We start from the raw sequence: 26,440 nt of genomic DNA, 5'->3' as shown, positions 1-26,440 counted from the left end.
ACGTTGTCGCCAAGCGCGCCGTCTCGGCGTCGATGTAGTCGACAACGCGCCGCGCCGTTTTCGTCCGGACATCGCCCCCGGCCCGCAGCCGCTCCACGAGGCGACCGTTACAGGCGGCACGATGCCCGAATGTCCACTCACACATGCGTTCACCGGCCCCATGTTTCAGAGACAAGAACGCGTCGATTTTGGTCAGCAGCTCTTTATGCATACGCCAAATATGCACGCTTTGGCGTGCAAATCAACCGAGACCCCACGAATTTACGTGCGTGCGAGCGTGCAATCCACTTTGTATAACTCACGCATGGGCGTGACATGGCAAGATAGGCTTAAAGCCGCATGGGCGTTTTCGGGGCTTTCGATGCGAAAGGCATCGAAGATGGCGCGGCTCGGTGACAACTACCTAAGCCAGGCGTTCAAGTCCCAAGGCGAGCCGAGGCTCGGCGATCTTGATCGCATCGCGCGGACGCTCAATGTGCCGACAGGCTGGATCCTGTCCGGCCTTCCCGCATCGAATGAACTCGACGAACTGACGACGATCACAACCGGTATGGAATGGCAGGACGCGCAAGCCGCAGCCGAACAGTTCCGCATGCGCGTTCAAGGCAGCAAGAGCTTGGCCCTCCCCGCTCCGACGACAGATTTCGAAAGCGACGCAGACGGCATCGAGACAGACGCATCAGGTAGTTCAATCGACTTGGAACTGTTCAAAGAAGCCCATGATCTTGCAATCCAGTACGAGCAGCGCTTGAGCGGAACTATGCAGAGCGCTGAGAAGCGCATGGAACTGGTAAAGTTTCTCTACGACCAACTGCGTAAAGACCGCCAAATACAACCCTGAAACCTGCCGCATTGTAGCGCAACCGCCGTACAATCACACACGTATTACCCACCTGCGCAACATGCTTAACCGCGAATTTTACTTGCCTTTCAAAATCTAATTGTGCGTAAGTCCGGCATCGGCACGTTTTGCCACCCCCGCCCCATCGGGTTACGAGTTAATGCCTGCACCTGACAAAGATCCGTACGACCTGTATTTAAGCGCGGCATCGAATATCTTAAGCGACACAATCGCAATAGATGACGCACGTGTACTTGCTTCGTATATCGAAGCCGCGCGGCGCTATAACGTCTACATGCTGGTCGCCGGCGTCATATGCTTCGACCTGTTTGGCCATTCGAGGCCGGATACACTGTCCGGCCAAGACGCCTTAACTTGGATAGACGCCGCCAGCCCGGTCATCCTGCTTGCGGCAGCAAAAGCCGGGAACCAACCATGAAGACATTCGCGTCGCGGCTTACTCTCGATCACCTCACGAGCGGCCACGGCGACGCGATGGCCTGCACCCTGCTCCAGCGGTGGCAGTCTAGCGCAGGGCTTCTCAATGAGGACGCGGCTCTCGCCGGCGCACAGCTCGTTATCCTCGACGGCACCCCGCAATCTGCCGACACACCGGACATCCTTTGGTGCGGCAGCGAAAGCCTCGCAGCCCAGCAATTCGGGCGCACATTCGCTCAAAGCGCCAATGCCGCCAAAGCCCTTCTTAGCCGTGACTATCGAGGGCTTTGCGCACAAAGCTATTACGACTGCGCGATTGGCGGCATGCCCGTTTTCGATATCGTTTCGGCAGGACGTGCCTTAACGACCTCAACATCCGGCGTCCGCTACCACCGTCTGCTGCTCCCCTACAGCAACGGCCAGGGCGCAAACTACACCCTGTGCTACTCATTTGGCCTCACGACCTCTGCAACTCGAGCAACGGGCTGCGAAGGATCTGCCGGACGCCGGCTGGTGTACAGCCGAGAAAACACAAGTCTTCATATGCCGCTGTTGCAGGAGGCACCTGCCAGCGTAGCGCACTGGAATAGAATTCGGTGAAGCCCCACCGCAGTCCGAGGCCCTTGAATGCATGCTTAGGCACCATCCAGCCATAGATGTATGCTGGCGACCACTTCATGCAACTGATTAGAATACACATGCGCACCAGATGCGCTGCAACGTTACCGCCCGACAACGCCGGATCTACAAACGTCTCGCCGATGTAGACGAATGGCCCTTGCCGCCCGCGCGCAAACGCGGCAGCGTCGTCATGCAGCCGCGCAGGCGCACCATCCACCCCAACGTAGCAACGCCCCCAGAATTCCCGAATATAGCGCTGGAGATCCCAGCCGCCGATATCGTCATATCTGTTCGCAGTCGTGAACAGTACGCGACCATCCGACGCCCAGCCCGAGACGCCAAGAAACCGGCTGGGCGGCAAGGTATTGAGGGACTTTCTGAAATGCTCCCCTGTCCGCCCCTTGTTTGAGGCATCAACCGCCGCCTCAAAATCAATGACCTCGTCGTGCAGGCGAATCTCGGCGACCTCCGCCCCAACAATTGCCGCCTCCAGCGCACTGACCGCACGCGACATTTCCAGCCAGTTGAAACTTTCACTGCGCAAGCTCATCACCCTTCAACCCTCTGCAATTTCTAGCGAGCCCGTCAGCACCGGCCCCGCTCGCCATGTCATCCACAGCGCCGCGTAAATCGCTCGGCTTGACATGCACGCTTTGGCGTGCATTTTAAACGAAGCACGCAACACTATCGTGCGCCGATGCACGCGGATTACCCGCGCGCATCCGTTGGGAGGCATGCATGCGTTATCCGCTCACACCGCTGTCAAAATGCTCGCTGGCCGACGCTATGGCCGCAGCCAGGCGGTGGAGATGCGCACCGGCCGCAGCCAGCTCCCCGGCTGCCAATCGTTCCGCCGGAAACGGGACAGCCAGGTCCGAGGCCCTGCCTGCCACCGTCACGCGAACCGTGGCCACAGCCACGTCACCCTCTTGCACCACGCTGACCAGCTCTGCGGTCAGTTCCCCATCGGCAACTACAAACATGCGTTCTCTCCTTCGCAGGGTGAGAGCCAAAACCTGCGCGGCCGGCTTCACCCCGGCCGCGCAGCCAGACGCTACAGCCCCCGCGTGCACCGCGCCAGCGGTGCCAAGCGGATTTCAACGCCACCCGTTTTGTGATCTCAGAACACCCCGCCGCGCCGCGCCCGCCGTCAGTCATGACGGCGCATGGGGCATGCTGGCAGCGGCCACCTGCGGCCTCGCCACAGGCATCTGCCTGGGCGAGGCCGCCTTTCTCATCCTGCGCACCGGAGCCCTGTGACATGAGCGAACAACCAAGCCTCCCAATCAAGACCGCCCGCAACATTGCGCTTAAGTACGGGTGGGATCAGGTCATCATTGTCGCGCGCAAGGTCGGCGAGCCGGGCCGCGAACACGTTATCACCTACGGGTTCGGCCAGGCCAACTCCGAAGCCGCCGCTCGCGCGGGCAACGCGATCAAGCACCATCTGATGCGCTGGCCGCACGCGCTTTTCAGCAGCGCGCTCCGGGTTGTCGGCGTCGGACGTGACAACGACCACCCGAGGTTTCTGTCCGTCGCTCTCAACACCGTGCCGGACGACGATGACATCAGGATGGTCCACGACATGCTGTGTCCACCGACCCACTCGCCAGCCGAGGTTGATCGCGGCGCCTGAGGAGAGGCTATCGACATGACCCGCACCGCCCTGATCATCCTCGCGCCCATGGCCCTCAGCGCCGCGCTCTGCGTCGCCGCGCTGGTCATCGGCATCACCCGCGCCCGCCGCGCCGCCATCCGCGAGGCCGACCCCTACGCCATCCCCGTCGACGACGCGCACCTCCCGAGCGTCGTCCACACCCCCGGCCGCGTGTCTCCTCCCCGCGCGGCCGGGGCACCGTTCAACCAAGGAGCAAAGTGATGACGACCATCACCGTTGACGCCGAAGTCGACCTGACCGACCTCGACCCGGACGACCTTTTGCTCGCCCTGAGATCCATGCGGGTCATCGACCAGCGCGAGTTTAAAGAGCTGCAGGCGCGCGCGCGCCTCACTCCGGATCAGCGCAAGCGCGATCCGCTCCAGCTCACCATTCGACAGGACGACATGGAGATCGCGCGGGAATGGGCCCTGCGCGGCAACAGGACAGAGACCTGTCAATACCTCGCCCGCGCGCTCGGTCATCCGTTCGACCGCGCCCTGTCCTGATCAACCCGGAGCCAGATGATGACCCCAGCCACCAGCAAAGTCGCCAATGCCGTCGCCACCGAGATCGCCAGCCCCGCGCCGGTCTATCAGGACATCAAGACCCGGCGCGATCCGTGGCCGCGCCTGCTGGAGCACAAGGGCAAGACGCCCGTGCTGCGCCTCGCCAGCTTCGGCGGCGGAATTGACCTGCTGCCCTTCAATGCCATCACCAGCGATTATGATTACGACCTCTACCGCAGCGCCCTGACGCTCGCCCTGTCCTTTGACCATTGGCGCGAGGAAACCCGCTTGGACGCCACCGGCCAGGCGCGCCGCGTGGCCGTGCTGGAAAACCCGTCCGGCGCAGCCGAACACGTCGCTTTCGAGGCTGACATGTTCGACGCTGAGGCCACGGACCGCGCCCCGCGCTACCGGCTGATCGACCGCAAGACCCGCACCCCGATCGACGTGAGCGCGCAGGTCACCGCACTGGAGCCGCGCGCACACGGCCGCACGCACCCCTCACTCGTCCGCCTCACGTTCTCACGGCGCAGCGAATACCTCCTGACCGAACCCCTCTACGGCCTCAAGCCCGGCACAGCCCTCGCCCTCTGGTACGGCTCCCTGCTCTGACCAGCCCCACAAGGATCAAGCATGTCCGCCACCCAGATCACGCCCGACCCACACACCCCAAGCCGCGCCGAATCCCTAATGCGGATCGCGCGGCTCGCCCAGCCGGGCAGCGCACCCCCGTTTGAGGCCGGCGTCAGCCTGCTGACAGCCTTTGTGCTGCTCTGCCGTCAGGAGGATCAGGACCCGGTCACAACCGCAAGCTGGCTGCTGCCGGTCATCACCGCAACCGTCGACACCCACCTCGCCAGCCAGACCGCACAGGCCGAGGCCGCGAGCGCGATCCCCCACGGAGCGAATTGATGACAGACCAGACACCCCAACCCGCCGACGCCCGCACCACGGTCACCCGCGCGATGACCCTGATGCGCGCCGCACAGCTGGTACAGCCACAAAACTCAGGCCAAAACAGCGCAGCGTACTGTTTGTTGACAGCCTTTGTCCTTGCTTGTTCGGCACTGCATATCGACCACGCCGAGTTTGCCTCCGACGCGTGGCACGACATTGCCGCCGACCTCGGTCGCTACAGCCTGCACACCGCGACTCAGGGAGAGGCCGGGCATGCGTGACCGTCCGATCATTTTCAGCGCGCCGATGGTTCGAGCCTTGCTCGACGGCAGGAAGACGCAAACGCGGCGCGTGCTGAAGCCGCTCAAAAGCGACGGACCCGGCTACGTAACGTGGCCGATCTACGCCCGTAAAAATGAGGGGATGCGCCGTTGCGGCTCCAGCACGCAGCCTGATCGCGCAGCGCCCTACGCTGTTGGCGACAAGCTTTGGGTCCGGGAAGCCTTTGTAGTTGGCCACGACATTGACGACGAATTGGGCCGGCCAGTCGGGGAGCAGAAAGTCTGGTTTCGCGCCACTGACAGTCGCTTGACATGGTTCGACCCGGACACGGAAAGCACGCTGGATAATCCGCCGTGGAAGCCATCCATCCACATGCCCCGCTGGGCATCGCGCCTGACGTTGCTGGTGACGGACGTTCGCGTCCAGCTGCTACAGGAGATCAGCGAGGCAGATGCCAAAGCCGAGGGCGTTTGGCGTGATACAAATGGGTGGGTGGATTACCTATTCCCCGGCACACAATGTTGCCCGACTGCTGCCCAGAGCTTTTGCACGCTCTGGGACAGCCTGCACGGCCCCGGCGAATGGGATGTTAATCCTTGGGTGGCAGCCATCAGCTTTAGCGTTCACATCGGCAACATCGACACGCTGGAGCCAGGCCATGCTTGACCGCTCCTCCCCGCCATTGACGCCCTTCAAGGCGTTTTTCACCGACAACACCACCATGGGCATATCGGCCGCCACCGCCGCCTAGGCCCGCAAGATCGCCAACGAGGTCGCCAGCAAGCGCCGCACCCTCGTTACCAAGGTCAAGGTCATCAAGGAGAAAGCCCGTGCCTCTGACTGACAATCCCAGCATCAACCGCCAGCTGGACGACACGACCATGGACCGGATCGACCATGCGCTTGGCAGGCCGCTCGATCCATTGCGCCCGAGCTATCGCAACCACTATGCGACCGACGAGACAGAGGGCTTTGAGCCGCCGCACTGGAGGCAAATCCGCATCATCGGCAGCGATATGCACTGCTACCAGGTCACAGACGCAGGCCGCGCCGCACTCGCCCGCCACCTGCTCCAGCTCGGCAACAAGCAGCGCCTGTTTCTTGTCGCCTTCGACGACATCGAAATCAGCATCGCCGCGGAGTCCCGCGCACAGGCCAGATACACGGCATGGCTGCGCTTCAGCGACAGCTGTCCAGATCTTGGTTTCCGCGCCTTCATGATGCGCGCGCGCGTCAGCGCCGCAACACCAGCGCGCGAGGCAGCATGACCGAGACCGAACAGACCGAGCTGCGCCACCAGCTGCGCGAGCTGTCCCGCACCATCGCGCACATGCTGGTCGGCAACGAGCCTGTGCGTGAAGCCCTGCTGCAGCAGGTCCAGCTCCTCAATGAGGCCTGGACCATGCCGGCGGCAGAGCCTCAGCCCGGGCGCGGCTTTGATCTGCGCCCGACGCGCCTGCGCCTCCTCGCCTGCGCCGCCGGCCCTGCAAAGCGACGCCGCCGCCGCCGAGGAGATGGACGAGCCATCCAAAGCCGCCGACATCCGCGCCGTCGCAAACGCCATCCTCAACGCCGCCCGCGTGCGCGGCCTCATCCCAAGGGAGTAACCCCCATGACACCAATCCCGCAGATGCACCCGATCGCCCCCGCAGAGAAGCAACACCCCTGCCCCGGCGATTGGAACTGGTGGGCAAGTTATGACGGCGGCGAGAACCTCGCCATTGGCCCCGCCAAAAGCCGCGATGACCTGGTCCGGATGCTGAGATCCGACAGGGGCGGCGAGTACCAGGACGATCAGGGCGGATGGCGCCTCAAAGCCCATATCGGCGAGTACCGAGACAACAATCAAAATCTCGCAGAGTGGCTCGATATCGATGACATGATCGCCTTCGCCGCCGAGCGCATGGACGACAACGACTGCGGAACAGTGGAGGGATTGCCGCATCCAATCGACGAAATCTCACCGGATCAGGAGAGCGAGCTTAAAGCAGCGATCCGCGCGACCGTCCATGATTGGCAGAAACGCCACCGTCTCGCCCTGCGCTGCTGGCAGTTCACGGAAAGTCGGAACTGCGAAACGCTGGACATCCCCGTCGAAATCACCACCCCCACGGAGTAACCCCCATGACCGAGACCAGCGAGATCACCCTCAGCGTCCCGATGCCCGCAGGCGATCAACTCCGCGCGTTCATCGAGCGCATCGAACGCCTCGAGGAGGAAAAGAAAGTCATCTCCGATGACATCAAGGACGTTTATGGCGAGGCCAAGGGCAACGGCTTTGACCCGAAGATCCTGCGCAAGGTCATCTCCCTGCGCAAGAAGCAGCCGCACGAACGTCAGGAGGAGGAGGCCATCCTCGACCTCTACATGACAGCGCTCGGAGGCTGACCGATGACGGCCGCGCTCGATCTGACCAAGGCTGACACACGGCGCATGCCGGTTGCCCCGCGCGGCCTCAACCGGGGCCAGGCGGCACAATATGTCGGCATCAGCGTCACATTGTTCGACCGCCTGGTCGCTGAGGGCGTCATGCCGGCGGCGCGGGCTCTTGCAGGTCGGCTCGTTTGGGATATTGTCGAACTGGATCGCCACTTTGACGAGCTGCCCCACGCCAACGGCAACCCGGCCCCGGCGCGGACAGCCCGCCTGCATGACGATTTTGTCGACTGACCACAGGGACGCCATGAAGCGCGAGAAAGGCATCGTCCTCGACAAGGACCGCCACGGCAACCTGCGCTGCTATTATCGCCGCGCCGGCCTGCCCAAGATCCGCCTGCGCGAGCCTTATGGCTCTGATGCCTTTTATGACGAGCTGGCCTGCGCCCGCCTCGGCCAGCCCTATGTCAAGGCCGACACCCGGCCAAAGCCGATGGCGGAAACCGCCGCGCAAGGGCACCTACGCCTGGCTGGTGCGCGAATACCTGCGCCGCAACAAGTCTTTGCTGGCAAAAAGCACGCTGGAACAAAAGCGCCGCGTCCTCGACGGCATCGGCGATGAAACCTGTCTCAGCAAGTCCGGCCAGCGCCTCGCCGAAATGGCCTTTGCCGGCCTGCGCTCCTCCCACATCGCCACATTGCGCGACCAGAAGATCGAGGCGCCGGAGGCCGCAAACCACCGCGTCAAGGCGCTGTCGGCCCTGTTCAAGTGGGCGGTCGAGGAAAAGCTCGCGAGCGCCAATCCCGCCGAGACGGTCAAGAAGATCGAAACCGCATCGACCGGTCACCACCCGCTGACCGAGGCGGAGATGCAAGCCTATCTCGACACGCATGGCCCGGGCACCAAGGCCCGCCTCGCCTTCCTGATTTTCCGCTACACATCCTTGCGCGTCTCCGACGTGTCAAAGCTCGGCCGCCAGCACCTCTACTGGACAACGGACCAGGACGCGGACGGCAACGAGATCCGGATCCAGCGCTTTGCCATTCGCCCGAAAAAGACCGCGCGCAAGTCTGGCACCGTCGTCGACATGATCGTGTTGCCGCCGCTCGCAGAGGCGATTGCCGCCCTGCCCGCAGACGGCGGCCATCTCGCCCTGCTGATCAATGACCACGGCAAGCCCTACAGCGAGAAAGGGCTCGGCCAGCGCATGCGCAAATGGTTTGACGAGGCCGGCCTGACCCACTGCTCAAGCCACGGCATCCGCAAGGCCAACGCGGTCACCGCCGCCGAGAACGGCGCCACCGCCGCGCAACTCCTGTCCATGTTCGGCTGGACCCAGCTGCGCCAGGCAGAAGGCTACACCCGCTCTGCCGAGCGCAAGCGCCTTGCCGACGAAGGCGCCCCACGCCTCCTCTCACGCCCGAAAAAAGTGGGACAGCCCCGCCCCTAACCCATTGGAGTTAAACACGGTGCCTTTCGTCCCACACCAGCCTCAACCGGTTGAAAAACCAGCAAAATCCCAGTCCGGGCGAGGCCTCCAGCCTTCCCTAGCACATTGATAACAAACGGCATTTTTGCTGATTTGACCGCGGTATTATCCCTTGGGGACGATGTGCTGCGTGCTTTTGCGCCTGTCAGGCGTCCGGCTGATCCCAGATTTTTCCAATCCAGCGCTCGATGTCCGCAGCAGGCAGCGGCTTGGCGATGAGAAAGCCCTGTGCCTCGTCGCAGTCGGATTCCCGGAGGAACTCCAGTTGCTCCTCCGTCTCCACACCCTCCGCAATCACGTTGAGATGCAGTTTGTGCCCGAGTGAAATGATCGCCTCAGCGATTCCACGCCCGCTGCTGTCCTCTGCAGCGTCGCGAACAAAGGCCTGATCGATCTTCAGACGTGACACCGGGAACGATCGCAAGGCGCTGAGACTCGAATAGCCGGTGCCGAAGTCATCGATGGCAAAGCGGACGCCCAGCGCGCAAAGCTCGTTCATCGTCGCGATGGCCTGCTCCACATTGCGCATGAGCATGCTTTCGGTGAGTTCCAGCTCCAGCATTGACGGATCCAGCCCGGTCTTCTGCAAAATGCCCTTCACCTGGTCGGCCCAGCCCCGTTGGGTAAACTGGCGCGCCGAGACATTGACACTCATGGTGACGGGCGGCAGCCCCATCTGCTGCCAATTGCGTGCCTGACGGCAGGCCATCTTCAGAACCTGCTTGCCCAGCGCGTTGATCAACCCGCCTTCCTCGGCAACGGGAATGAACATGTCCGGTGAGAGCAGGCCGCGGTCCGGATGCTGCCATCGCACCAGCGCCTCGACACCGAGCACACGTCCGGTGCGCAGGTCGATCTGTGGCTGATAGAGCAGAGAGAACTCGTCCCGCGCCAGCCCGATACGGATCTCTTCCAGCAGGACGAGATCGGTCGGGCTCTCGGCAGAGCGTTCGGGATTGTAGACCTCAAACGTGTTGCGCCCGGCCTGTTTGGCTCCGTACATGGCGGCATCGGCATGCACGAGGAGCGTATCGGCATCGGTCCCGTTGTTCGGGTAGAGCGCGATCCCCATGCTGCACGTGATGTGGAACGTTTGTCCCTCGATCTCGACCGGCTCGGCAATCGCCGCGCGGAGCCGGACCAGAAATGCTTGAAGAGCGTCCTGACGTGCCATGTCGCCAGAGACGAGCAAGACGAACTCATCCCCGCCAAGCCGCAGCACCACGCCGTCCTTGCCCAGATTGGCTTTCATCCGCTCGGCGGCGATGACCAGCAGCTGATCGCCGGCCGCGTGTCCGAAACTGTCATTCACGGACTTGAAGTGGTCGAGGTCAAGAAACACCACCGCAACCTGATGCGAGAGCGCGTCGCTGCGCCGGATGGCCTGCCTAAGGCAATCATCGAGCTGGCTACGGTTGGGCAGCCCGGTGAGTGGATCATGATGCGCCAGAAAACGGATCTGTTCTTCGGCCCGCTTGCGTTCAATCGCGATGGCCGCGATTCGCGCAGTGTCATTGATGAGGCGCAGCTCGGACGGACCGGGGGCGACCGGCTGCCTTGAGTAGATCGCAAACGTGCCAAGCACCCGCCCGGCCAGGGACAGGATGGGTATCGACCAGCAGGCCCGAACACCCGCAAGCTCGGCAAGCGGCAGGAAGTCTTGCCAGAGCGGATCGGTCTGGATATCGTAGACGATCACCTGTTCACCCCGGAACGCCGCCGTGCCGCAGGATCCGACCTTGGGACCGATCGCGACGCCATCGACCAGCTTGCAATATTCCGGATCAAGGCTTGGAGCCGCGCCGTGGCGCAAGTGGACCCCATCCTCGTCTAGCAGCAGGATCGATCCCAGCATTCCATCAAGTTGATCCTCGATCAGCCGGACAAGGCAATCCAACGCCTCCGACAAGGGAGCGCTGGAAGAAATCATTTCCAGCACCTGCGCCTGTCCGTCGCGCAGCCGGTCGGACTTCTTGCGCTCGGTGATATCGCGCGAGATCCCGAACACACCAACGAGTTCGCCAGTCGATGAGCGCAAGGGGAATTTTGACGAAGCCAGCCACCGCCTCGTGCCATTGGGCAGAACGACAAACTCTTCCTTGTCGATGATCGGCTGGTCTGTCCGCATCACCTGCTTGGCATCGCGGTAGAAGGCGAGTGCAATCGGGAAGGCGTAGAGCTCCAGATCAGTGCGCCCGATCAAGTCCTCGGCACTGTCGTAGCCAAGGTCTTGTGCCATGGCCCGATTGGCCATGATGAAACGGCACTGCGTGTCCTTGACGAACATGTAGTCGGAGACTTGGTCAACCATAATACGCAGCCACGCCTTTTCCTCGCGCAATGCGTTCAGAAGCTTCGCTCCTTCTGCGTTGTCGACAGATTCAGTCGGCGTTACGGGCGATGTCTGGCCGAGTTCGTCCATATCGGATCCGCTTCGGTGATCTCCAAGAGCTGTAAAGCGAACGGACATACGCGTGACCTTGCTTCACGGGCTACATAGGTCTGACCGGCTTGCAACCTAACCGACGTCCCATAATTTCACGTTAAGTGCCATTTTCAATTTTATCCTACGTGTTCATACTTGCCGATCGTCAGTTTACCTAAGGTCATTTACATCAAGGCATGTGACCTTGGCGTCGTGATTGCGCAAACTGCAGCGTTGGTCCGCCCGGCCTGGATCTCGGCACGATGTCGGATAGAAGCCACATCCACCCGCATCCACCCTCCCCAGCCCCATCCGGATCAGCTAGACAAGGCAGGATGGCTCCCTCAGGGGGCGCACGGAGGACCAGCCCAACCATGCAGCACGGCGGCGATTTGTCAGAAGCGATCCGGACGTATGGCGGAGCGCGCAGCGACTGGCTCGACCTGTCGACAGGCATCAATCCGCATGCCTGGCCCGTCCCGGATCAGCTGGAGCGCCGCATGTGGACCGACCTGCCATCGGCTGCAGACCTTGCCGCACTGCTTGCCGCCGCACGCGCCGCTTATCGGGTCCCCGCTCCGCTGGGCGTGATGGCCGCACCAGGGACGCAAGTGATCCTGCCGCTGCTGCCGCGACTGGCGCCGGACGGATCGGTTGCCATCGTCGGGCCAACCTACTCCAGCCACGGCGATGCCTGGCGCGCCGCTGGCCGGACCGTGGTCGACATCCCGACCGCCTATGACGCCCCCGAGGACACGCGCATCCTGGTTCTGGTCAATCCCAACAATCCGGACGGCCGGATGCTGTCGCCCGCCGCACTCATGCATCTGGCGCGCCAGATGCAGGCCCGCGGCGGTCTCCTCATCGTGGATGAAGCCTTTTCGGATGTGGTTCCGGGTCTGAGCCTGCTGCCTCACCTGGGCGATGAGCCTTGTCTGGTGCTGCGGTCCTTCGGCAAGTTCTTCGGCCTTGCGGGGCTGCGCCTCGGCTTCCTCGCCGGGCGGCCTGACCTTACGGACAAGGCAACCGGGATGCTGGAAAGCTGGGCGGTGAGCGGACCGGCGCTTGCGGTCGGTCAGGCGGCTCTTGCGGACCTTGCCTGGCAGGACGCCATGCGGCGGCAGCTGGCCGACGAGATGGCCGACCTGACGCTGGCCCTGTCAATGGCCGGGCTCACGGTGTTCGGCGGCACCGCGCTCTATGCGCTCGCGGGCCTGCGCAAGGCAGAAGCGATGCATGCCGCCCTTGCCCGCCGCCACATCTGGACCCGGCGCTTCGATCATTCGCCAACCTGGCTGCGCTTCGGTCTGCCGGGGAGCGCCGCCGCGCTCACCCGTCTCAGCACGGCGCTGGCGGATGCGATGGCCGAGATCTGACCGGTGCTGTTCGATCCGTTCCTGCTCTGGGTTCTGCTTGCCGCGCTGGTGCTCGATGCGTTGATCGGGGACCCGGACTGGCTCTGGCGCCGCCTGCCGCATCCGGTGGTCTGGATCGGCAACCTGATCGGCGCCCTGGACCGGCACCTCAACCGCCCGGCCTGGTCCGACCGCACCCGTCGCGCCTTTGGCGTGGTGACGCTGCTCCTGCTGCTGATCATCAGCCTTGCGGTGGGCTATGCCCTGCAGCGGGCCTTGCTGGCGCTGCCCCATGGCTGGATCGTGCTGGCGCTGCTGTCGAGCGTGCTGCTGGCGCAGAACAGCCTCTACACCCATGTGCGGGCCGTCGCGGTGGCGCTGGAGCGGGACGGCCTTGCCGGCGGGCGCCGGGCCGTTGCCATGATCGTCGGGCGGGATCCGGAGCAGCTGGATACCGCCGGCGTCTCCCGGGCGGCGATCGAATCCTGCGCCGAGAACTTTTCCGACGGCGTGGTTGCCCCCGTTGTCTGGTTTGCCCTGCTCGGCTTGCCCGGCCTCCTTGCCTACAAGGCGGTCAATACCGCCGATTCCATGATCGGCCACAAGACCGAGCGGCATCTGGCCTTCGGCTGGGCCTCGGCCCGTTTCGATGATCTGATCAACCTGCCGGCCTCACGGCTCGCGGCCGCGTTCATCGCCCTCGCCGCGCCGCTGGCCGGCGGGGTCCTCGGGCCGCGCACTGGCCTGCGTTGCCCGCGACGCCCGTCAGCACCGCTCCCCCAACGCCGGCTGGCCGGAAGCGGCCATGGCTGGCGCGCTGGATATCGCCCTTGCCGGACCGCGTGCCTATGCCACCTACAGGGTCGAGGACCCCTTCATGAACCCGGGCGGCCGCAAGGACATCGGCGCGGGCGAGATCCGGCGTGCGCTGCGCGTGCTCGCAGGGGCTTGCGTCGTCGAGGCAATGCTGGTTCTCATGATGGCATTGGTGCTTTTCTGAAGGCTGATGCGTGCCTTCGTTCCTCTGACCCGCGATGCGTCCATGCTCCCCTTTTCCGCAGCTGCCGAAAACAACAAGTCGCCGATCCTCACCATTCTCAAGGATGCCTTCGCCGATGTGGCCCGGGTGCTGGAAATCGCCAGCGGCACCGGCCAGCACGCGGTGCATTTTTCAAGGAACCTGCCGCATCTGACCTGGCAGCCGAGCGACATTCCCGAGCATCTGGCGGGCCTCGAGCAGCGGATCATCGAGACCGATCTCGACAACCTGTTTGAGCCCATCGGCCTCGACGTGCGCGACCTGCCCTGGCCGACGCCCGACCGCGAGGCCGGCGATGCCTTTGACGGCATCTTCACCGCCAACAGCCTGCACATCATGAGCTGGGCCGGGGTCGAGGCCTTCTTCGCCGGCGTGGATGAAACGCTGGCCTCAGGCGGCACGCTCGCCATCTATGGCGCGATGAAATATGGCGGCGCCTTCACCACGCCGAGCAACGAGGCCTTCGACCAGAGCCTGCGCAAGAAGGATCCGGAGAGCGGCCTGCGCGACTTTGAGGCCATCGACGCGCTCGCCCGCGGCATCGGCCTGACGCTCGTCGCCGATCATGCCATGCCGGCGAACAACCAGTTGCTGGTGTACCGGCGCTGATCAGTTGGTGCCGGACGGATCGGTATCCTTTACGTCCATCGCGGGACCGGCTGCAAACAACCGCAACTGGTCGATGCCCTTGGAGAGCGCTCCAGAACACGCAATCAGGATCAAGGAACAGATCACTGTTCCTGCATCCGCGTAAACATCGATAATGACTTGGGGCGACGGGCTGTAAAAGCTATCCGAAGCCTCCCGCATCGTTCGGTCTAGAACGAAGGCGCTGACCAGATCGAGCATGGCAGAGAAGCAGAAGTAAACGCCAATCAGGGCAATTCCAGCCGCCTGCCAGCGCTGCACGACATCGATGCTATCGGATGTTTGTCCGTGTGTCGTTAGTCCGACCAGAATGACCCTCGGGTAACAGAACAGAACCACTGCAATTGCCATGTTCAGGCATAGCAGCGAGAGATCCAGCCAGTTGGTTGCCAGATCATTGGTTTGATACTGGTAGAATGTCATGGGCAGGTAACGCGCTTCCCAGAGGAACATGTAGACGCAGAAGACACGCACGATCACGATGTAAAATGTCGAGTTCATTGCAGGATGATCCGTGGATTGCTGTGTCACTATCCGTCCTAAGCGAGGGCGAAAGACGGCTTAGGGGATTTTCCGCTGGCCAGATGCGGTTGGCGCGATTGGTGAGGCCGAAACCCTGCGTGGCTTCGTTCTGTAACTTTCTCTTGCAGCATTCGACCGACACAATCAACGCGAACGGCTGGCAGCGATCGCCAGCAGCGTTTCAACATCCAGCACCGCCTCCAGATGCCGGGACAGATCGTCCAGAATCGCGTCGATCCGCTTGTTGTAGGCAAGATCCGACACGGCACCGAAGCCTGACAGGAAGGCCGTGCGGTACGCGTCGTCCGTGAAAAGGCCGTGAAGATAGGTCCCCGTGACACGCCCGTCGGTAGACGATGCGCCGTCCACTCTGGGGGCTGCACCTTGCCCGTCGAGGCGGAAGACCGGGCGAGCACAGTCCGCGCCCGTGGTGCGGCCGATGTGGATCTCGTAACCGCTGACGCTTGCCCCGCTTGCCAGATGCGTGCCTGTTGCCTTGACCAATGACTTGTCAGCCGTCAGCACCGTCTCGACATCAAGATACCCCAGCCCCTCGACCGTCCCGGCCCTGCCCTCGATCCCCGCGGGATCAGAAATGGTTCGCCCAAGCATCTGGTAGCCGCCGCAGATCCCGAGCACATGTCCGCCGCGCCGGTGATGCGCCTTCAGGTCGATATCCCAGCCCTGCGCCCGGAAGAATTCCAGATCACCGATGGTCGACTTGGACCCCGGCAGCAGGACCAGATCCGCATCCAGAGGAAGCGGCGATCCCGGAGGAACCAGTTCCAGCTTGACATCAGGCTCCAGGCGCAAAGGGTCGAGATCATCGAAATTGGCGATCCTGGAGATGATGGGGACGACGACCTTGATCGGGCCATTGCCTTCCCCTCGCGCCAGATCCAGCGCATCCTCCGCCGGCAGCTTGCCTGCGTCCGCAAACCACGGCACGACACCAAGCCCCGTCCAGCCCGTGCGCGTCACGATTTCCTGCATTCCCTCGTCGAACAGCGAGGGATCACCGCGAAACCGGTTGATGAAGAACGCCTTGATCCGCGCCCGCTCGGCCGCCTCCAGCACCGCATGGGTGCCGACCACCGAGGCGATGACGCCGCCCCGGTCGATGTCGCCGCACAGGATCACGGGCAGGTCGGCCGCCTCGGCAAAACCCATGTTGGCGATGTCGCCGGCCCGCAGGTTGATCTCGGCCGGGCTGCCGGCGCCTTCGACGATCACCAGATCCGCTGTTGCGGCAAGATGTGAAAAACTCTCCAGAACCTTCGGCAGAAGCTCGGCCTTGCGGGTGCCATACTCACGCGCGCGCATCGTTCCGAAGCGCTTGCCCTGCACGATCACCTGCGCACCCGTGTCGGTTTCCGGCTTCAGGAGCACCGGGTTCATGTGCACGCTCAAGGGCCTGCGGCACGCCATGGCCTGCAGGGCCTGCGCCCGGCCAATCTCGCCGCCGTCGGCGGTAACAGCGGCATTGTTCGACATGTTCTGCGGCTTGAACGGAGCAACATTCATGCCCCGGTTGGCAAACAGCCGGCACAGGCCTGCCACGATCAGGCTCTTGCCGACATTCGAGCCTGTGCCCTGGATCATCAGGGCTGGTGTGCGCGTCATGGGTGTTTCTCGTTCATCCGGAGGGCGACGCTGGCCGGGGCCGGCGGATCCAGTGGCAGCAAGAAGAGGTGCAGCTCAAGCAGAAGCCGGGACGCGGGGCGAATGGCAAGGAGGACCGAGACGCACAGCAGCACCCAGGCGCCGGACACGGTCAGTCCGTCGACAAGCACAAGCGCACTGCCGATGACCGAAGCAAGGGAAATGACGAATTCCGCAACGGTGTGTATCAGTTCGTGACGGCGGACAACTGCCCTGTGCCGCGCGCTTGCCGTGCGCAGCGACTGATCAAACAGCTTGCTCATTCTTGCCTTCCATCCTGGTTGCCGCGTGGCACCAGAGCGCTGCAGTTGCAGTGACTTACGACCTCGTAAGGCATCATGCTAGTGCATCGCGGCGGGGGCGGCCAGTCTCCCGGACGGCGTGGATCGGCCGGATAACGCCGCTGCAGATCCGCCGTTTTTTGCCCGTCTTGACCAACTGGACAAAAGCGGCGATGCTTTCGGCATGATGACCAAGCCACAGTTCCCAGGGCAGCGACCCGTCAAAGAACGCCCCATGACGGGACTGTAACCCGAAGCTCGGCCATTTTGCGCCTCCCGAGCTTCGGGGGGCACGCTGTCGTATTCGCACGATCAGCGCCGTTGGCGCATCTCACCACAATTTAAAATTCCTGATCGCTGGTCCGCTGGACTGGCGGAGATCGTGTGCAATCATGTCCAATCCATCCATCAAGGCCCCGGCTCTGCCGCGGCTCGTGCTCGGCATCGAGGACTACGGCAAGCTGATGGCCATCGCCAGCAGCGTCACTGGCCCGACGGCTGACGTCGCAGACCAGCTCATCATCGAACTCGACCGGGCCAGGATCGTCGCCCAGGCAAAACTGCCCGAGGACGCGGTCCGCATGGGGTCCATCGTGACCTTCACCACGAATGACGCGCAGCAGCGCCAGCTGCAACTCGTCTATCCGGGCGAGGCTGACATCAACGCCGGCAAGGTGTCGGTGCTGACCCCCATCGGGGCCGCGCTGATCGGGCTGCGTCAGGGGCAGACCATTCCCTGGTCGTCCCGCGATGGCCGCGACCTTGTCCTGACCGTCGTCGAGGTCCGGCAGGAGGCCTGATGATGCAGTCCCTGTCTTCAAGCGAAATGACCGTGGTGTCCAAGTTCTGCCTCTTGGGCCAGGCTGGCGAGGTGCCGGCCTGGCCCTGCAGTTGCGATGCAAGTCCAGCAAGAGGCACCTCTCATGAACAGCCCTTTCACTCCCAAGCTGACACCGCGTGATTTCTCGATTCTCGAAACGGCGCTGGCGACGCAGAGCATGCGTGGCGACCTGCTGGTCGCGGCCCTGCGCAAGAAGCTGAACTCGGCGGAAATCGTCTTTGCCGATGATATCCCTGAGGACGTCGTCACCATCGGCTCCCACGTGGTCTTCAGCGTCAATGACGGCTGGCCCTGCGAATGCCTTCTCGTCATGCCGGACCAGCTCGTGCGCGGGGCAACCTGCCTGACGGTCGCAAGCCTGCGCGGCCTCGGCATGCTTGGCCTGTCGGTCGGCGCCTGGACGGAGATCAATTGCGGCTCTGGCCGTGAACGTCTCGACGTGCTGCAGGTTCTCGCCCAGCCCGAGGCCGCGAGCCGTGCGCGCCGCGCGGCCCGTCAGATGCGGCTCGTCTACAGCCGGGATGACCAGCAGCCGTCTGCCGCTCGCCGCACGCCCGGACCTGAGCGTCCGCTCGGCGACGACCCCGGCCCCTCCGCCGCCTGATCCTGCAAGCCCGGCGCGGACAGCCGACCGCGTCGGGCACATGCTCTTCCCCAGCCAGGCACGCTGCCGTGTGCCCGTTTTAAAGCCCTCCTTTTCAGGGATATTTTGTCATGCATGTCATTCACGATGCCCTTGGCCCGGTGTTTGCCGAGGTCCTCAGGCGCAATCCCGGTGAAACCGAGTTTCATCAGGCTGTCCGGGAGGTTCTCGACAGCCTCGGGCGCGTCATTGCCAAGCACCCGCACTATGCCGAGGCGGGTCTGATCGAACGCCTGTGCGAGCCGGAACGGCAGATCATCTTCCGCGTTCCCTGGATCGATGACCGTGGCAACGTGCAGATCAACCGCGGTTTCAGGGTTCAGTTCAACTCGTCCCTCGGTCCCTACAAGGGCGGACTGCGCTTCCACCCCAGCGTCAATCTCGGCATCGTCAAGTTCCTCGGCTTCGAACAGGTGTTCAAGAACGCCTTGACCGGCATGCCGATCGGCGGCGGCAAGGGCGGCTCGGATTTTGATCCGAAGGGACGCTCGCAGGCCGAGGTGATGCGGTTCTGCCAATCCTACATGACCGAACTCAGCCGGCATCTGGGCGAGTACACCGACGTTCCCGCCGGTGACATCGGCGTCGGCCAGCGCGAGATCGGCTACATGTTCGGCCAGTACAAGCGGATCAGCAATCGCTATGAGTCCGGTGTGCTGACCGGCAAGGGCCTGAGCTGGGGCGGCTCCCGGGTGCGCAAGGAAGCCACCGGCTACGGCGCGACCTATTTCATCGCCGAGATGCTGCGCACGCGAGGCCAGGACTTCGACGGGCGCAAGGTCGTTGTCTCAGGCTCGGGCAATGTGGCGATCCACACGATCGAGAAGGTGCATTCACTTGGCGGCAAGGTGATTGCCTGTTCTGACTCGGACGGTTTTGTCATCGATCCCGATGGGCTCGACCTTGCCCTCCTCAAGGAAATCAAGGAAGCCCGCCGGGGACGGATCGAAACCTATGCCGAACTGAGGGGCAAGGGCGTGACGTACCAAACGGACGGATCCCTCTGGTCGGTGCCCTGCGCGGTGGCCATCCCGGCGGCGACCCAGAACGAACTGACCGGGCGCGACGCCAGTGCCTTGATCCGCAACGGTGTCGTGGCCGTTGGGGAAGGTGCAAACATGCCCTGCACGCCGGAGGCCGTGCGCATGTTCGTCGACGCTGGCGTGCTGTTTGGCCCGGGCAAGGCCACCAACGCTGGCGGCGTTGCCACGAGCGCCCTTGAAATGCAGCAGAACGCCTCGCGCGATTCCTGGTCGTTCGAGCAGACAGAGGCACGGCTTGCCGAGGTGATGCGCGACATCCACGCCTATTGTGCCGAGATGGCCGAGACATATGGCCTTCCGGGCAATTACGTGGCAGGTGCCAACATCGGCGGCTTCGTCCGTGTTGCCGACGCCATGACGGCCCTCGGCGTCATCTGACCTCTGCACGCTGCGGGGCGCTGTGCCAGCCGGCACAAGGCCCCGCGGCGCCGGTTGATCAGTATTCGATGCCGGACTGCGGCTTCACGCCGGAGCGGAACGGGTGCTTCACCTGCTCCATTTCGGTGACAAGGTCAGCCACCTCGATCAGCTCGTCCTTGGCGTTGCGGCCGGTGATGACGACATGCACGTCTTCCGGCTTTTCGGTCTTCAGGAACTCCACCACTTCCTCGACCGGCAGGTAGTCGTAGCGCAATACGATGTTCAGCTCGTCGCAGAGCACCAGATGATGCTCGCCCGAAACAATCAGCTCCTTGGCCGCTTCCCAGGCCTCGCGGGCGGCGGCGATGTCGCGCTGCCGGTCCTGGGTCTCCCAGGTGAAGCCCTCGCCCATGCGCCGCACGGTGACGAGGTCGCCGAACCGCTCCAGCGCATGGGTCTCGCCGGTGTCGAGCCGGCCCTTGACGAACTGCACCACGCCCACCCTGTAGCCATGGCCGAGCGAGCGGAACACCATGCCGAAGCCGGCGGTGGACTTGCCCTTGCCCTTGCCGGTGTGGACGATGATCAGGCCCTTGGCGATGGTCTTGGTGGCCATGATCTTGTCGCGCGCCGCCTTCTTCTTGCGCATCTTGTCGGCGTGGCGGGCGTTCAGCTCCTCCTCGGTCATGCCGCGCTCGGCTTCGTCAGACGTCGTTTCGGAGGGCGTCGTTTCGGAGGGCGTCGTGTCGGAAGTGGTATCGGTCACGGGGTCAGTTCCTTGGTGGCGGCCTGTTTCAGGTCGGAAATCTCGGCGTGGACGGAGTTGCGGCGCGGGATCCAGAACCCACGGCGGATGGCTTCGCTGAAGCGGTCCAGCATGGAGGCAAGGGCGCCCGGATTGGCGTCCCTAATGAAGTCGCGCACCGTTTCATTGCCAATGTAGGCATCGAAGAGCTGGTCGAAGTGATGGTCGCCGACCGCCCGCGTGGTGGCGGCGAAGGCATGCAGGTAGTCAAGCGTCGCCGCCATTTCGGACGCGCCCTTGTAGCCATGGCGCATGGCCCCGGCGATCCATTTCGGGTTGGCCGCCCGGCCCCGCACGACGCGCGAGATTTCTTCCGACAGCGCTCGCACCACGGGCCGTTCGGGACGGGAGTGGTCTGCGTGATAGCTCGTCGGCACCGCGCCGGTCAGGCTCTCGACCGCCGCCGCCAGCCCGCCCTCGAACTGGAAATAATCGTCGCTGTCGAGCAGGTCATGCTCGCGGTTGTCCTGGTTCTGCAGCACGATGTCGACGCCAGACAGCCGGCTCTCGAACTGCCCCCGCGCCTCCTCGCCGCCGGCGCCGCCGCCATAGGCATGGCCGCCCCAGGCAAGGAACGCCTCGGCCAGATCGCCGCGCGTGTCCCACTGCCCGTCATCCATCAGGCCCTGCAGGCCAGCGCCAGAGGCTCCGGGCCTTGCCCCAAAGACGCGGAACGCTGCCTGCCGGGCCGCCTCGGCAACCGCCAGACCATCGGCCGCAAGCCGTGCAATCTCGGCGCGGACACGGGCCGCAATCGGGTTTGCGCTCTCCGGCTCCTCAAGCTCGGCGACGGCAGCCACCGCACTCTGGAACAGGTCGATCTGATGCGGGAAGGCATCACGGAAGAAGCCGGAGACGCGCAGCGTCACGTCGATGCGCGGCCGCTTCAGCGCCGACAGGGGCAGGATCTCGAAGCCGTTGACCCGGCCCGAGCCCGGCTCCCAGACGGGCCGTGCGCCAATCAGCGCCAGCGCCTGCGCCACGTCATCGCCGCCGGTGCGCATGTTGGCCGTGCCCCAGCAGGTGAGCACCAGCGCCTTGGGCCACTCGCCCTCCTCCTGGAAATAGCGCTCGGCCACCAGCGCCGCCGAAGCCTCGCCGATGCGCCAGGCGGTCTCGGTGGGTACGGTGCGCACATCGACGGAATAGAAGTTGCGCCCGGTCGGCAGCACGTCCGGCCGCCCCCGCGTCGGCGCGCCGGAGGGACCGGGCGGCACGAAGCGCCCGTCGAGTGCAGCCAGCACCGCCGCGAGCTCGGCCGGCCCCGAGCCGACCACCGCCGGCCGGATGCGTGTTTCAACCTCGTCGAAAACTGCTTGCGCCTCAGGCAGATGAAGCCCTTTCGTCTGACCTGAAACAAGCTGTGCCGCCAGCAGCTCCAGCCGCTCGACCGTATCGCCGCGGGTCCGCCAGGGCTGATCCGTCAGCCCGGCCAGCAGCGCCGGCTTCGGCCCCTCCCAGGGGGCAGCATAGTCGCAGGCCAAGGGATCAAAGGATGCGACTTCCGCCCGAGGAAGCGCCTCCCCCAGAAGGTCCCGCGCGAGCGCCCGCAGCAGGCTGTCGTCGGCGGGACGGGACCCGCGTGGCACCCGCGCCAGCGCCACCAGCAAATCCGTCAGCAGACGACCCTCCGGCGACAGGCCCAGCACATGCAGCCCGTCACGGATCTGCAGTTCCTTGAGATCGCAGAGATGCGCATCGAGCCGCGCCAGCCGCGTCGTCTCGTCCATGTCCGGCGTCAGGCCGATGTCGCGGTCGAGGCCATGGGCAGCGGCAAGGTCGAGGATGTCGCGGGTCAGCTGCTTCAGCCGGCGCGGATCGACGCCGCTGGCGAGATAGTACTCGTCGAGCAGCGTTTCCATTTCATTGGCAACGCCATGACTTTCCGCCCGGGTGAGCGGCGGCGTCAGGTGGTCGATGATGACCGCTGCCGTCCGGCGCTTGGCCTGTGCGCCCTCGCCCGGGTCATTGACGATGAAGGGATAGATGTTGGGCGTCGGCCCCAGGATGGCATCCGGATAGCAGCCCTCGCTCAGCGCCAGCGCCTTGCCCGGCAGCCATTCCAGATTGCCGTGCTTGCCCAGATGCACCACCGCATCGACGCCGGCCTGATGGCGCAGGAAGGCGTAGAAGGCGAAGTAGTTGTGCGGCGGCACCAGGTCCGGATCGTGATAGGTGGCCTTGGGGTCGATGTTGTAACCGCGCGAAGGCTGGATGCCGACCAGCACCGCGCCGAAGCGGGCAAGCCCGAGGCGGAAGGCATTGTTTGCGACAAACGGATCATCCTCCGGCGCGCCCCAGCGGTCGGTCACCGCCTGGCGCATCGGCTCGGGCAGCCCGTTGAAAAAGGCGAGATACTGGTCGAGCGGCAGGAAACTCTCACAAGTTCGCTCGTCGAGGCCGGCAATGGCATTGGTCACGCCGCGCGTCAGCCGGGCGATCAGGGCCGCGCCGTCCTGAGGCGCGCCCTCGACCCCATAGCCGGCCGCCGCCATCGCCTGCATCAGATGCGCGCAGGAGGCGGGCGTGTCGAGGCCGACGCCATTGGCCAGCCGATCATCGGCATTGGGGTAGTTCGCCAGGATCAGCGCCACCTTGCGCTCGGCCGGCGCCTTGCGGCCAAGCCGCGCCCAGGCAGCCGCAAGCTGGGCGACATGGCCCATGCGGTTGGCATCCGGCACGAAGCGCACCGAGCGGAACTGCGTCCGCTGGTCATAGACCCCTTCCTCCTTGAAGGAGACAGCACGGGTCATCAGCCGGCCGTCGATCTCCGGCAGGACCACATGCATCGCCAGATCCCGGATCGACAGTCCTTGCGGGCTTTCAAGCCAGCCCGCGCGGGAGGAGGACGAGAACACCATCTGCAGCACTGGACGTCCCGGCCGGTCAAGCGGCGTCGGCTGGTGCGGCCCGCCCGTGCTCGAGACCGCAAAGGCGGTGGCATTGAGGACCACCGCGGGCGGACAGGCCTCCATCAGCCCGCCGAGGATGGCAGCCGACTCGGCCTCTTTCAGCGAGGAGACGAAGATGGGGAGCGGATTGAGCCCCTGGGCCGTCAGCTCCCTGCACAGGGCCTCCACCGGCGCGGTCTCGCCTGCCTGCACCAGCGCCCGGTAGAAGACGACCGCCGCGACGGGCCGGGTCGGATCGGGCCAGCTCGCGATCAGATTGGACAGGGCCGGTGCGGCATGGCCGGGCAGGAACAGGCCCGGCACGCGGCAGCGGTGCAGGCGGGGCCAGCTCCGCGGCGAGGCCCGCCAGATGGGCGCCATAGCGCAGCACGTTGGCGTGGTTCTCCGGACCGCCTTCAAGGAAATAGCGGTAGAGCCGGCGCACGTCCTCGACCGGAACCGAGGAGCGGGCTGCCAGCGCCTCGTCCCACTTGTCGCAGCCGGACATGATCGCAAGCTTCGCCCCGCCCCGGTTGGCCTCCTCGCAGAGCCGCTCCACGCCATAGGGCCAGTAGCTCTCGCCGCCGAGCAGGCGCACGATCACCAGCTTCGAGCGCGACAGGGTCTTCTCGGCGTAAAGGTCGACCGAATAGGGGTGCCCCAGCGCCATCAGGCTGGCGAGCCGCAGGCTGGCAAACGCCTCGCCCAGCTTGCCCCGCGCCGCGCAGAGAGCCGCCAGTTCCGTGTCGGCCGCCGACAGCACGACGAGATCGGCCGGATCCTGTGCGAGATCCACCGCGTCGTTGCCGTCTTCCACCCGTCGGGTCTGGCTTGCGAGAATATGCATCACTGGTCCATCTGCACGGACACTCCGTGTCCGGTTGGGTTGGTCGGGTCAGGGTTCAGCCTCGGGGCCTGTCTCGGGGCCGTTCTAAGGACAAGTTCAAGCACTTGCCGCAGCCTCCTCTCCCCCCTTGAGGGGGAGAGGAGGCTGCGCGAGCAGACAGAGGGGGGTAAACAACCCGACGGCAAACTCTGAACCCGCTGAAACACGGCTGCCCCCCTCTGCCCCCTGTCGGGGGCATCTCCCCCTCAAGGGGGGAGAGGCAAGCAGCGCCCTGCCCCTGGTTCCTGCCCTCAGGCCGCCTTCGCCTTGCCGAGGGCTTCGGTGATCGACGACAGGTCCAGCCCCTTCAGTCCGATGACGACGACATGCCCGGGCATCCTGGCCCCGGCGGCGAACCAGGTCTCGACGCGCGGGCCGACGGCCTGCACCAGCGCCGGCGCCGCCTTGCCCGTCACCGTCGCCGCCCCCTTGATGCGCAGCACGCCGGGCAGCGCCATCGCCCGGGCGACAGCCAGCTCCAGATCCTTCAGGCTTGCGAAGGCCGTGACCGGCAAAACGTGGCTCTCGAAGTCATCGTGATGATGGTCATGATCGTCGTCATCGTGATCGTGATCATTATCGTGGTCATGGTCATGGTCATCATCATGGTCGTGATGGTGGTGGTGATGCGCCCGGCGCGCGGCCAGATCGTCCTCGGCTGCGGCCGAACGGCCGAGCAACACGTCGACTGGAAGGTTGCCCTTCTCGGCATGAATGATCTCGACGCCGGAGCGGACATCCTCGGTGATGTGCTCGCGGATATGGGCAAGCTGGTCAGCATCCACCAGATCGGCTTTGTTGAGCACGACGAGATCGGCGCAGGCGAGCTGGTCGTGGAACAGTTCCTCGACCGGATTGTCATGGTCAAGCGAGGCATCAGCGGCCCGTTGCGCCTCCAGCGCCTCCTCGTCGAGCGCGATGCGGCCTTCCGCCAGAGCGGCGGCGTCCAGCACGGTGATAACCCCGTCCACCGTCACGCGGGTCTTGACGCTCGGCCAGGAGAAGGCGCGCACCAGCGGCTGCGGCAGCGCGAGGCCCGAGGTCTCGATGACGATGTGATCGGGCGGCGTCTCGCGCGCCAGCAGCATTTCCATGGTCGGCAGGAAGTCGTCAGCCACGGTGCAGCAGATGCAGCCGTTGGTCAGCTCGACCACATCGTCGGCGCTGCAGGACGGGTCGACGCAGCCGTCCAGCAGCGAGCCGTCGAAGCCCATGTCGCCGAACTCGTTGACGATGAGCGCAATGCGGCGGCCGCCGGCATTGAGCAGCAGGTTGCGGATCAGCGTCGTCTTGCCGGCACCGAGGAAGCCGGTGACGATGGTGGCGGGGATCTTGCCGCCCTGAGAAAGCACGGTGGTCATAACAGGATATCCGGACAGGAACTGGGTTTGAGAAGAAGCGGCAGCCCGCAGGCGACCAGCACGACGCGGTCGCAGACCCGGGCAAGCTCCTGATTGAGACGGCCCTGCGCGTCGCGGAAGGCGCGCGCCATGGCATTGTCAGGCACGATGCCGAGCCCCACCTCGTTGGTCACGAAGATCACCGGGCCGGCGAGACCGGGAACGACAGCAGCAAGGTTTGCGGTTTCACCGGCGAGGTCCCGGTCGGCCAGCATCAGGTTGGTGAGCCACAGCGTCAGGCAGTCGACGAGCACGACCCTGTCGGGGCCGCAATGCTGCGCGAGCGTGCCGACCAGATCGAGCTGTTCCTCGACCGTCGTCCAGCGCTCGTCGCGCCTGGCCTTGTGATGACCGATGCGCTCGGCCATCTCCTGGTCCCAGGCAGCAGAGGTGGCGACATAAACAGGCTCACGGCCGGCGCCAAGCGCCAGCCGTTCTGCGAAGCTGCTCTTTCCGGACCGGGCCCCGCCGGTGACCAGCACCGAGCGTGGACAGTCGCCAGGAGTGCCTGGCTCGCCCGACATGGGT

29 protein-coding genes and 2 pseudogenes are annotated in these 26,440 nt (G+C 64.5%); 21 read left to right on the top strand and 10 right to left on the bottom strand.

Annotation, left to right across the window (positions count from 1 at the left end):
• The first annotated feature begins 121 nt into the window (after positions 1-121).
• Both OVA12_RS23800 and OVA12_RS23795 read left to right on the top strand, forming a co-directional pair.
• Complete coding sequence (locus OVA12_RS23800) at positions 122-841, top strand: helix-turn-helix domain-containing protein (protein WP_268133697.1); 720 nt, start codon at positions 122-124, stop codon at positions 839-841.
• A 160-nt stretch (positions 842-1,001) separates the two neighbouring features.
• Positions 1,002-1,280 (top strand): hypothetical protein, encoded by a 279-nt coding sequence (locus OVA12_RS23795; protein WP_268133698.1) that lies wholly within the window; start codon positions 1,002-1,004, stop codon positions 1,278-1,280.
• 456 nt (positions 1,281-1,736) lie between these two features.
• On the opposite strand, the gene OVA12_RS23790 is transcribed toward OVA12_RS23795, so the two are convergent.
• Both OVA12_RS23790 and OVA12_RS23785 read right to left on the bottom strand, forming a co-directional pair.
• A complete protein-coding gene (locus OVA12_RS23790; RefSeq protein ID WP_268133699.1) occupies positions 1,737-2,450 on the bottom strand; it encodes a hypothetical protein in 714 nt (237 codons plus the stop codon).
• Positions 2,451-2,643: 193 nt separating this feature from the next.
• Positions 2,644-2,883: a hypothetical protein gene (locus OVA12_RS23785; RefSeq protein WP_268133700.1), complete on the bottom strand. Its 240-nt coding sequence runs from the start codon at positions 2,881-2,883 to the stop codon at positions 2,644-2,646.
• Positions 2,884-3,161: 278 nt separating this feature from the next.
• Between OVA12_RS23785 and OVA12_RS23780 the strand changes: the two genes are divergently transcribed.
• The 13 genes from OVA12_RS23780 to OVA12_RS23720 all read left to right on the top strand — a co-directional run bounded on the left by OVA12_RS23780 (position 3,162) and on the right by OVA12_RS23720 (position 9,072).
• A complete protein-coding gene (locus OVA12_RS23780) occupies positions 3,162-3,536 on the top strand; it encodes a hypothetical protein (protein WP_268133701.1) in 375 nt (124 codons plus the stop codon).
• Positions 3,537-3,551: 15 nt separating this feature from the next.
• Complete coding sequence (locus OVA12_RS23775; protein WP_268133702.1) at positions 3,552-3,779, top strand: hypothetical protein; 228 nt, start codon at positions 3,552-3,554, stop codon at positions 3,777-3,779.
• Positions 3,779-4,066: a hypothetical protein gene (locus OVA12_RS23770; RefSeq protein WP_268133703.1), complete on the top strand. Its 288-nt coding sequence runs from the start codon at positions 3,779-3,781 to the stop codon at positions 4,064-4,066. Before OVA12_RS23775 ends, OVA12_RS23770 begins: the two co-directional genes overlap by 1 nt.
• 18 nt (positions 4,067-4,084) lie before the next feature.
• Positions 4,085-4,678 carry a hypothetical protein gene (locus OVA12_RS23765; protein WP_268138634.1) on the top strand — a complete coding sequence of 198 codons (594 nt, stop codon included), beginning with the start codon at positions 4,085-4,087 and terminating at the stop codon, positions 4,676-4,678.
• Between the two features lie 21 nt (positions 4,679-4,699).
• On the top strand, positions 4,700-4,978 hold the full coding sequence (locus OVA12_RS23760) for a hypothetical protein (protein WP_268133705.1): 279 nt from the start codon (positions 4,700-4,702) through the stop codon (positions 4,976-4,978).
• The gene (locus tag OVA12_RS23755) at positions 4,978-5,244 is read left to right on the top strand and encodes a hypothetical protein (protein WP_268133706.1); all 267 of its coding nucleotides are present in this window, start codon (positions 4,978-4,980) and stop codon (positions 5,242-5,244) included. The genes OVA12_RS23760 and OVA12_RS23755 overlap by 1 nt, the downstream gene beginning before the upstream one ends.
• A complete protein-coding gene (locus tag OVA12_RS23750; protein ID WP_268133707.1) occupies positions 5,237-5,911 on the top strand; it encodes a hypothetical protein in 675 nt (224 codons plus the stop codon). The genes OVA12_RS23755 and OVA12_RS23750 overlap by 8 nt, the downstream gene beginning before the upstream one ends.
• Before the next feature lie 164 nt (positions 5,912-6,075).
• Positions 6,076-6,513, top strand: coding sequence for a hypothetical protein (locus OVA12_RS23745; protein WP_268133708.1), 438 nt, complete (start codon positions 6,076-6,078; stop codon positions 6,511-6,513).
• A complete protein-coding gene (locus OVA12_RS23740) occupies positions 6,510-7,364 on the top strand; it encodes a hypothetical protein (protein ID WP_268141379.1) in 855 nt (284 codons plus the stop codon). The genes OVA12_RS23745 and OVA12_RS23740 overlap by 4 nt, the downstream gene beginning before the upstream one ends.
• A gap of 5 nt (positions 7,365-7,369) precedes the next feature.
• A complete protein-coding gene (locus OVA12_RS23735; RefSeq protein ID WP_268133710.1) occupies positions 7,370-7,633 on the top strand; it encodes a DUF2312 domain-containing protein in 264 nt (87 codons plus the stop codon).
• A gap of 3 nt (positions 7,634-7,636) precedes the next feature.
• Positions 7,637-7,915: a helix-turn-helix transcriptional regulator gene (locus tag OVA12_RS23730; protein ID WP_268138628.1), complete on the top strand. Its 279-nt coding sequence runs from the start codon at positions 7,637-7,639 to the stop codon at positions 7,913-7,915.
• Complete coding sequence (locus OVA12_RS23725; protein WP_268141378.1) at positions 7,896-8,243, top strand: hypothetical protein; 348 nt, start codon at positions 7,896-7,898, stop codon at positions 8,241-8,243. The genes OVA12_RS23730 and OVA12_RS23725 overlap by 20 nt, the downstream gene beginning before the upstream one ends.
• Entirely contained in the window at positions 8,155-9,072 is a 918-nt protein-coding gene (locus OVA12_RS23720; RefSeq protein ID WP_268141376.1) for a tyrosine-type recombinase/integrase, read from the top strand. Before OVA12_RS23725 ends, OVA12_RS23720 begins: the two co-directional genes overlap by 89 nt.
• A 184-nt stretch (positions 9,073-9,256) precedes the next feature.
• Here the strand turns inward: OVA12_RS23720 and OVA12_RS23715 are convergent, their stop codons facing one another.
• On the bottom strand, positions 9,257-11,533 hold the full coding sequence (locus tag OVA12_RS23715; protein WP_268141375.1) for a sensor domain-containing protein: 2,277 nt from the start codon (positions 11,531-11,533) through the stop codon (positions 9,257-9,259).
• Positions 11,534-11,910: 377 nt separating this feature from the next.
• Here OVA12_RS23715 and cobD point away from each other — a divergent pair, with 377 nt between their 5' ends.
• From cobD to OVA12_RS23700, 3 genes and pseudogenes are all read left to right on the top strand, one after another.
• On the top strand, positions 11,911-12,912 hold the full coding sequence (cobD, locus tag OVA12_RS23710; protein WP_268141373.1) for a threonine-phosphate decarboxylase CobD: 1,002 nt from the start codon (positions 11,911-11,913) through the stop codon (positions 12,910-12,912).
• 3 nt (positions 12,913-12,915) lie between these two features.
• Positions 12,916-13,891 (top strand): annotated as a pseudogene (gene cbiB, locus OVA12_RS23705) (adenosylcobinamide-phosphate synthase CbiB).
• Positions 13,892-13,897: 6 nt separating this feature from the next.
• Positions 13,898-14,539 (top strand): DUF938 domain-containing protein, encoded by a 642-nt coding sequence (locus tag OVA12_RS23700; protein ID WP_268141371.1) that lies wholly within the window; start codon positions 13,898-13,900, stop codon positions 14,537-14,539.
• On the opposite strand, the gene OVA12_RS23695 is transcribed toward OVA12_RS23700, so the two are convergent.
• From OVA12_RS23695 to OVA12_RS23685, 3 genes are all read right to left on the bottom strand, one after another.
• The gene (locus OVA12_RS23695; RefSeq protein WP_268141369.1) at positions 14,540-15,079 is read right to left on the bottom strand and encodes a hypothetical protein; all 540 of its coding nucleotides are present in this window, start codon (positions 15,077-15,079) and stop codon (positions 14,540-14,542) included.
• Positions 15,080-15,244: 165 nt separating this feature from the next.
• Positions 15,245-16,723: a cobyric acid synthase gene (locus OVA12_RS23690; RefSeq protein ID WP_268141367.1), complete on the bottom strand. Its 1,479-nt coding sequence runs from the start codon at positions 16,721-16,723 to the stop codon at positions 15,245-15,247.
• Positions 16,720-17,025, bottom strand: coding sequence for a YrhK family protein (locus tag OVA12_RS23685; RefSeq protein ID WP_268141365.1), 306 nt, complete (start codon positions 17,023-17,025; stop codon positions 16,720-16,722). Before OVA12_RS23685 ends, OVA12_RS23690 begins: the two co-directional genes overlap by 4 nt.
• Positions 17,026-17,435: 410 nt before the next feature.
• On the opposite strand from OVA12_RS23685, the gene rnk reads away from it, so the two are divergent.
• The 3 genes from rnk to gdhA all read left to right on the top strand — a co-directional run bounded on the left by rnk (position 17,436) and on the right by gdhA (position 19,948).
• On the top strand, positions 17,436-17,843 hold the full coding sequence (rnk, locus tag OVA12_RS23680; protein WP_268141363.1) for a nucleoside diphosphate kinase regulator: 408 nt from the start codon (positions 17,436-17,438) through the stop codon (positions 17,841-17,843).
• Positions 17,844-17,966: 123 nt separating this feature from the next.
• Positions 17,967-18,488, top strand: coding sequence for a nucleoside-diphosphate kinase (locus tag OVA12_RS23675; RefSeq protein ID WP_268141361.1), 522 nt, complete (start codon positions 17,967-17,969; stop codon positions 18,486-18,488).
• 110 nt (positions 18,489-18,598) lie between these two features.
• Positions 18,599-19,948, top strand: a complete 1,350-nt coding sequence (gene gdhA, locus OVA12_RS23670; protein WP_268141359.1) for an NADP-specific glutamate dehydrogenase — start codon at positions 18,599-18,601, stop codon at positions 19,946-19,948.
• A gap of 58 nt (positions 19,949-20,006) precedes the next feature.
• On the opposite strand, the gene cobO is transcribed toward gdhA, so the two are convergent.
• The 4 genes and pseudogenes from cobO to cobU form a co-directional block, all read right to left on the bottom strand.
• The gene (cobO, locus tag OVA12_RS23665; RefSeq protein ID WP_268141514.1) at positions 20,007-20,618 is read right to left on the bottom strand and encodes a cob(I)yrinic acid a,c-diamide adenosyltransferase; all 612 of its coding nucleotides are present in this window, start codon (positions 20,616-20,618) and stop codon (positions 20,007-20,009) included.
• A 74-nt stretch (positions 20,619-20,692) separates the two neighbouring features.
• A pseudogene (gene cobN / locus OVA12_RS23660) lies at positions 20,693-24,473 on the bottom strand (cobaltochelatase subunit CobN).
• A 290-nt stretch (positions 24,474-24,763) separates the two neighbouring features.
• Positions 24,764-25,873 carry a cobalamin biosynthesis protein CobW gene (gene cobW, locus OVA12_RS23655; RefSeq protein ID WP_268141357.1) on the bottom strand — a complete coding sequence of 370 codons (1,110 nt, stop codon included), beginning with the start codon at positions 25,871-25,873 and terminating at the stop codon, positions 24,764-24,766.
• On the bottom strand, positions 25,870-26,436 hold the full coding sequence (cobU, locus tag OVA12_RS23650) for a bifunctional adenosylcobinamide kinase/adenosylcobinamide-phosphate guanylyltransferase (protein WP_268141355.1): 567 nt from the start codon (positions 26,434-26,436) through the stop codon (positions 25,870-25,872). Before cobU ends, cobW begins: the two co-directional genes overlap by 4 nt.
• Positions 26,437-26,440 lie beyond the last annotated feature (4 nt).

Source organism: Pannonibacter sp. SL95, assembly GCF_026672425.1.
Taxonomy (GTDB): Bacteria; Pseudomonadota; Alphaproteobacteria; order Rhizobiales; family Stappiaceae; genus Pannonibacter.
Note: the sequence above shows the minus strand (reverse complement) of the source record. Positions and strands in the feature narration are given on the sequence as shown.

What these genes read in the sequence shown, in the direction of transcription:
- OVA12_RS23675 (WP_268141361.1), top strand. Translation starts at nt 17,967, where the DNA reads ATGAACAGCCCTTTCACTCCCAAGCTGACACCGCGTGATTTCTCGATT.
- OVA12_RS23790 (WP_268133699.1), bottom strand. Translation starts at nt 2,450, where the DNA reads ATGAGCTTGCGCAGTGAAAGTTTCAACTGGCTGGAAATGTCGCGTGCG.
- OVA12_RS23700 (WP_268141371.1), top strand. Translation starts at nt 13,898, where the DNA reads ATGCGTGCCTTCGTTCCTCTGACCCGCGATGCGTCCATGCTCCCCTTT.
- OVA12_RS23695 (WP_268141369.1), bottom strand. Translation starts at nt 15,079, where the DNA reads ATGAACTCGACATTTTACATCGTGATCGTGCGTGTCTTCTGCGTCTAC.
- OVA12_RS23770 (WP_268133703.1), top strand. Translation starts at nt 3,779, where the DNA reads ATGACGACCATCACCGTTGACGCCGAAGTCGACCTGACCGACCTCGAC.
- OVA12_RS23690 (WP_268141367.1), bottom strand. Translation starts at nt 16,723, where the DNA reads ATGACGCGCACACCAGCCCTGATGATCCAGGGCACAGGCTCGAATGTC.
- OVA12_RS23765 (WP_268138634.1), top strand. Translation starts at nt 4,085, where the DNA reads ATGACCCCAGCCACCAGCAAAGTCGCCAATGCCGTCGCCACCGAGATC.
- cobW (WP_268141357.1), bottom strand. Translation starts at nt 25,873, where the DNA reads ATGACCACCGTGCTTTCTCAGGGCGGCAAGATCCCCGCCACCATCGTC.
- OVA12_RS23750 (WP_268133707.1), top strand. Translation starts at nt 5,237, where the DNA reads ATGCGTGACCGTCCGATCATTTTCAGCGCGCCGATGGTTCGAGCCTTG.
- gdhA (WP_268141359.1), top strand. Translation starts at nt 18,599, where the DNA reads ATGCATGTCATTCACGATGCCCTTGGCCCGGTGTTTGCCGAGGTCCTC.
- OVA12_RS23730 (WP_268138628.1), top strand. Translation starts at nt 7,637, where the DNA reads ATGACGGCCGCGCTCGATCTGACCAAGGCTGACACACGGCGCATGCCG.
- OVA12_RS23785 (WP_268133700.1), bottom strand. Translation starts at nt 2,883, where the DNA reads ATGTTTGTAGTTGCCGATGGGGAACTGACCGCAGAGCTGGTCAGCGTG.
- cobD (WP_268141373.1), top strand. Translation starts at nt 11,911, where the DNA reads ATGCAGCACGGCGGCGATTTGTCAGAAGCGATCCGGACGTATGGCGGA.
- OVA12_RS23755 (WP_268133706.1), top strand. Translation starts at nt 4,978, where the DNA reads ATGACAGACCAGACACCCCAACCCGCCGACGCCCGCACCACGGTCACC.
- OVA12_RS23795 (WP_268133698.1), top strand. Translation starts at nt 1,002, where the DNA reads ATGCCTGCACCTGACAAAGATCCGTACGACCTGTATTTAAGCGCGGCA.
- cobO (WP_268141514.1), bottom strand. Translation starts at nt 20,618, where the DNA reads ATGACCGAGGAGGAGCTGAACGCCCGCCACGCCGACAAGATGCGCAAG.
- OVA12_RS23715 (WP_268141375.1), bottom strand. Translation starts at nt 11,533, where the DNA reads ATGGACGAACTCGGCCAGACATCGCCCGTAACGCCGACTGAATCTGTC.
- OVA12_RS23725 (WP_268141378.1), top strand. Translation starts at nt 7,896, where the DNA reads ATGACGATTTTGTCGACTGACCACAGGGACGCCATGAAGCGCGAGAAA.
- rnk (WP_268141363.1), top strand. Translation starts at nt 17,436, where the DNA reads ATGTCCAATCCATCCATCAAGGCCCCGGCTCTGCCGCGGCTCGTGCTC.
- OVA12_RS23780 (WP_268133701.1), top strand. Translation starts at nt 3,162, where the DNA reads ATGAGCGAACAACCAAGCCTCCCAATCAAGACCGCCCGCAACATTGCG.
- cobU (WP_268141355.1), bottom strand. Translation starts at nt 26,436, where the DNA reads ATGTCGGGCGAGCCAGGCACTCCTGGCGACTGTCCACGCTCGGTGCTG.
- OVA12_RS23800 (WP_268133697.1), top strand. Translation starts at nt 122, where the DNA reads ATGCCCGAATGTCCACTCACACATGCGTTCACCGGCCCCATGTTTCAG.
- OVA12_RS23685 (WP_268141365.1), bottom strand. Translation starts at nt 17,025, where the DNA reads ATGAGCAAGCTGTTTGATCAGTCGCTGCGCACGGCAAGCGCGCGGCAC.
- OVA12_RS23760 (WP_268133705.1), top strand. Translation starts at nt 4,700, where the DNA reads ATGTCCGCCACCCAGATCACGCCCGACCCACACACCCCAAGCCGCGCC.
- OVA12_RS23735 (WP_268133710.1), top strand. Translation starts at nt 7,370, where the DNA reads ATGACCGAGACCAGCGAGATCACCCTCAGCGTCCCGATGCCCGCAGGC.
- OVA12_RS23740 (WP_268141379.1), top strand. Translation starts at nt 6,510, where the DNA reads ATGACCGAGACCGAACAGACCGAGCTGCGCCACCAGCTGCGCGAGCTG.
- OVA12_RS23775 (WP_268133702.1), top strand. Translation starts at nt 3,552, where the DNA reads ATGACCCGCACCGCCCTGATCATCCTCGCGCCCATGGCCCTCAGCGCC.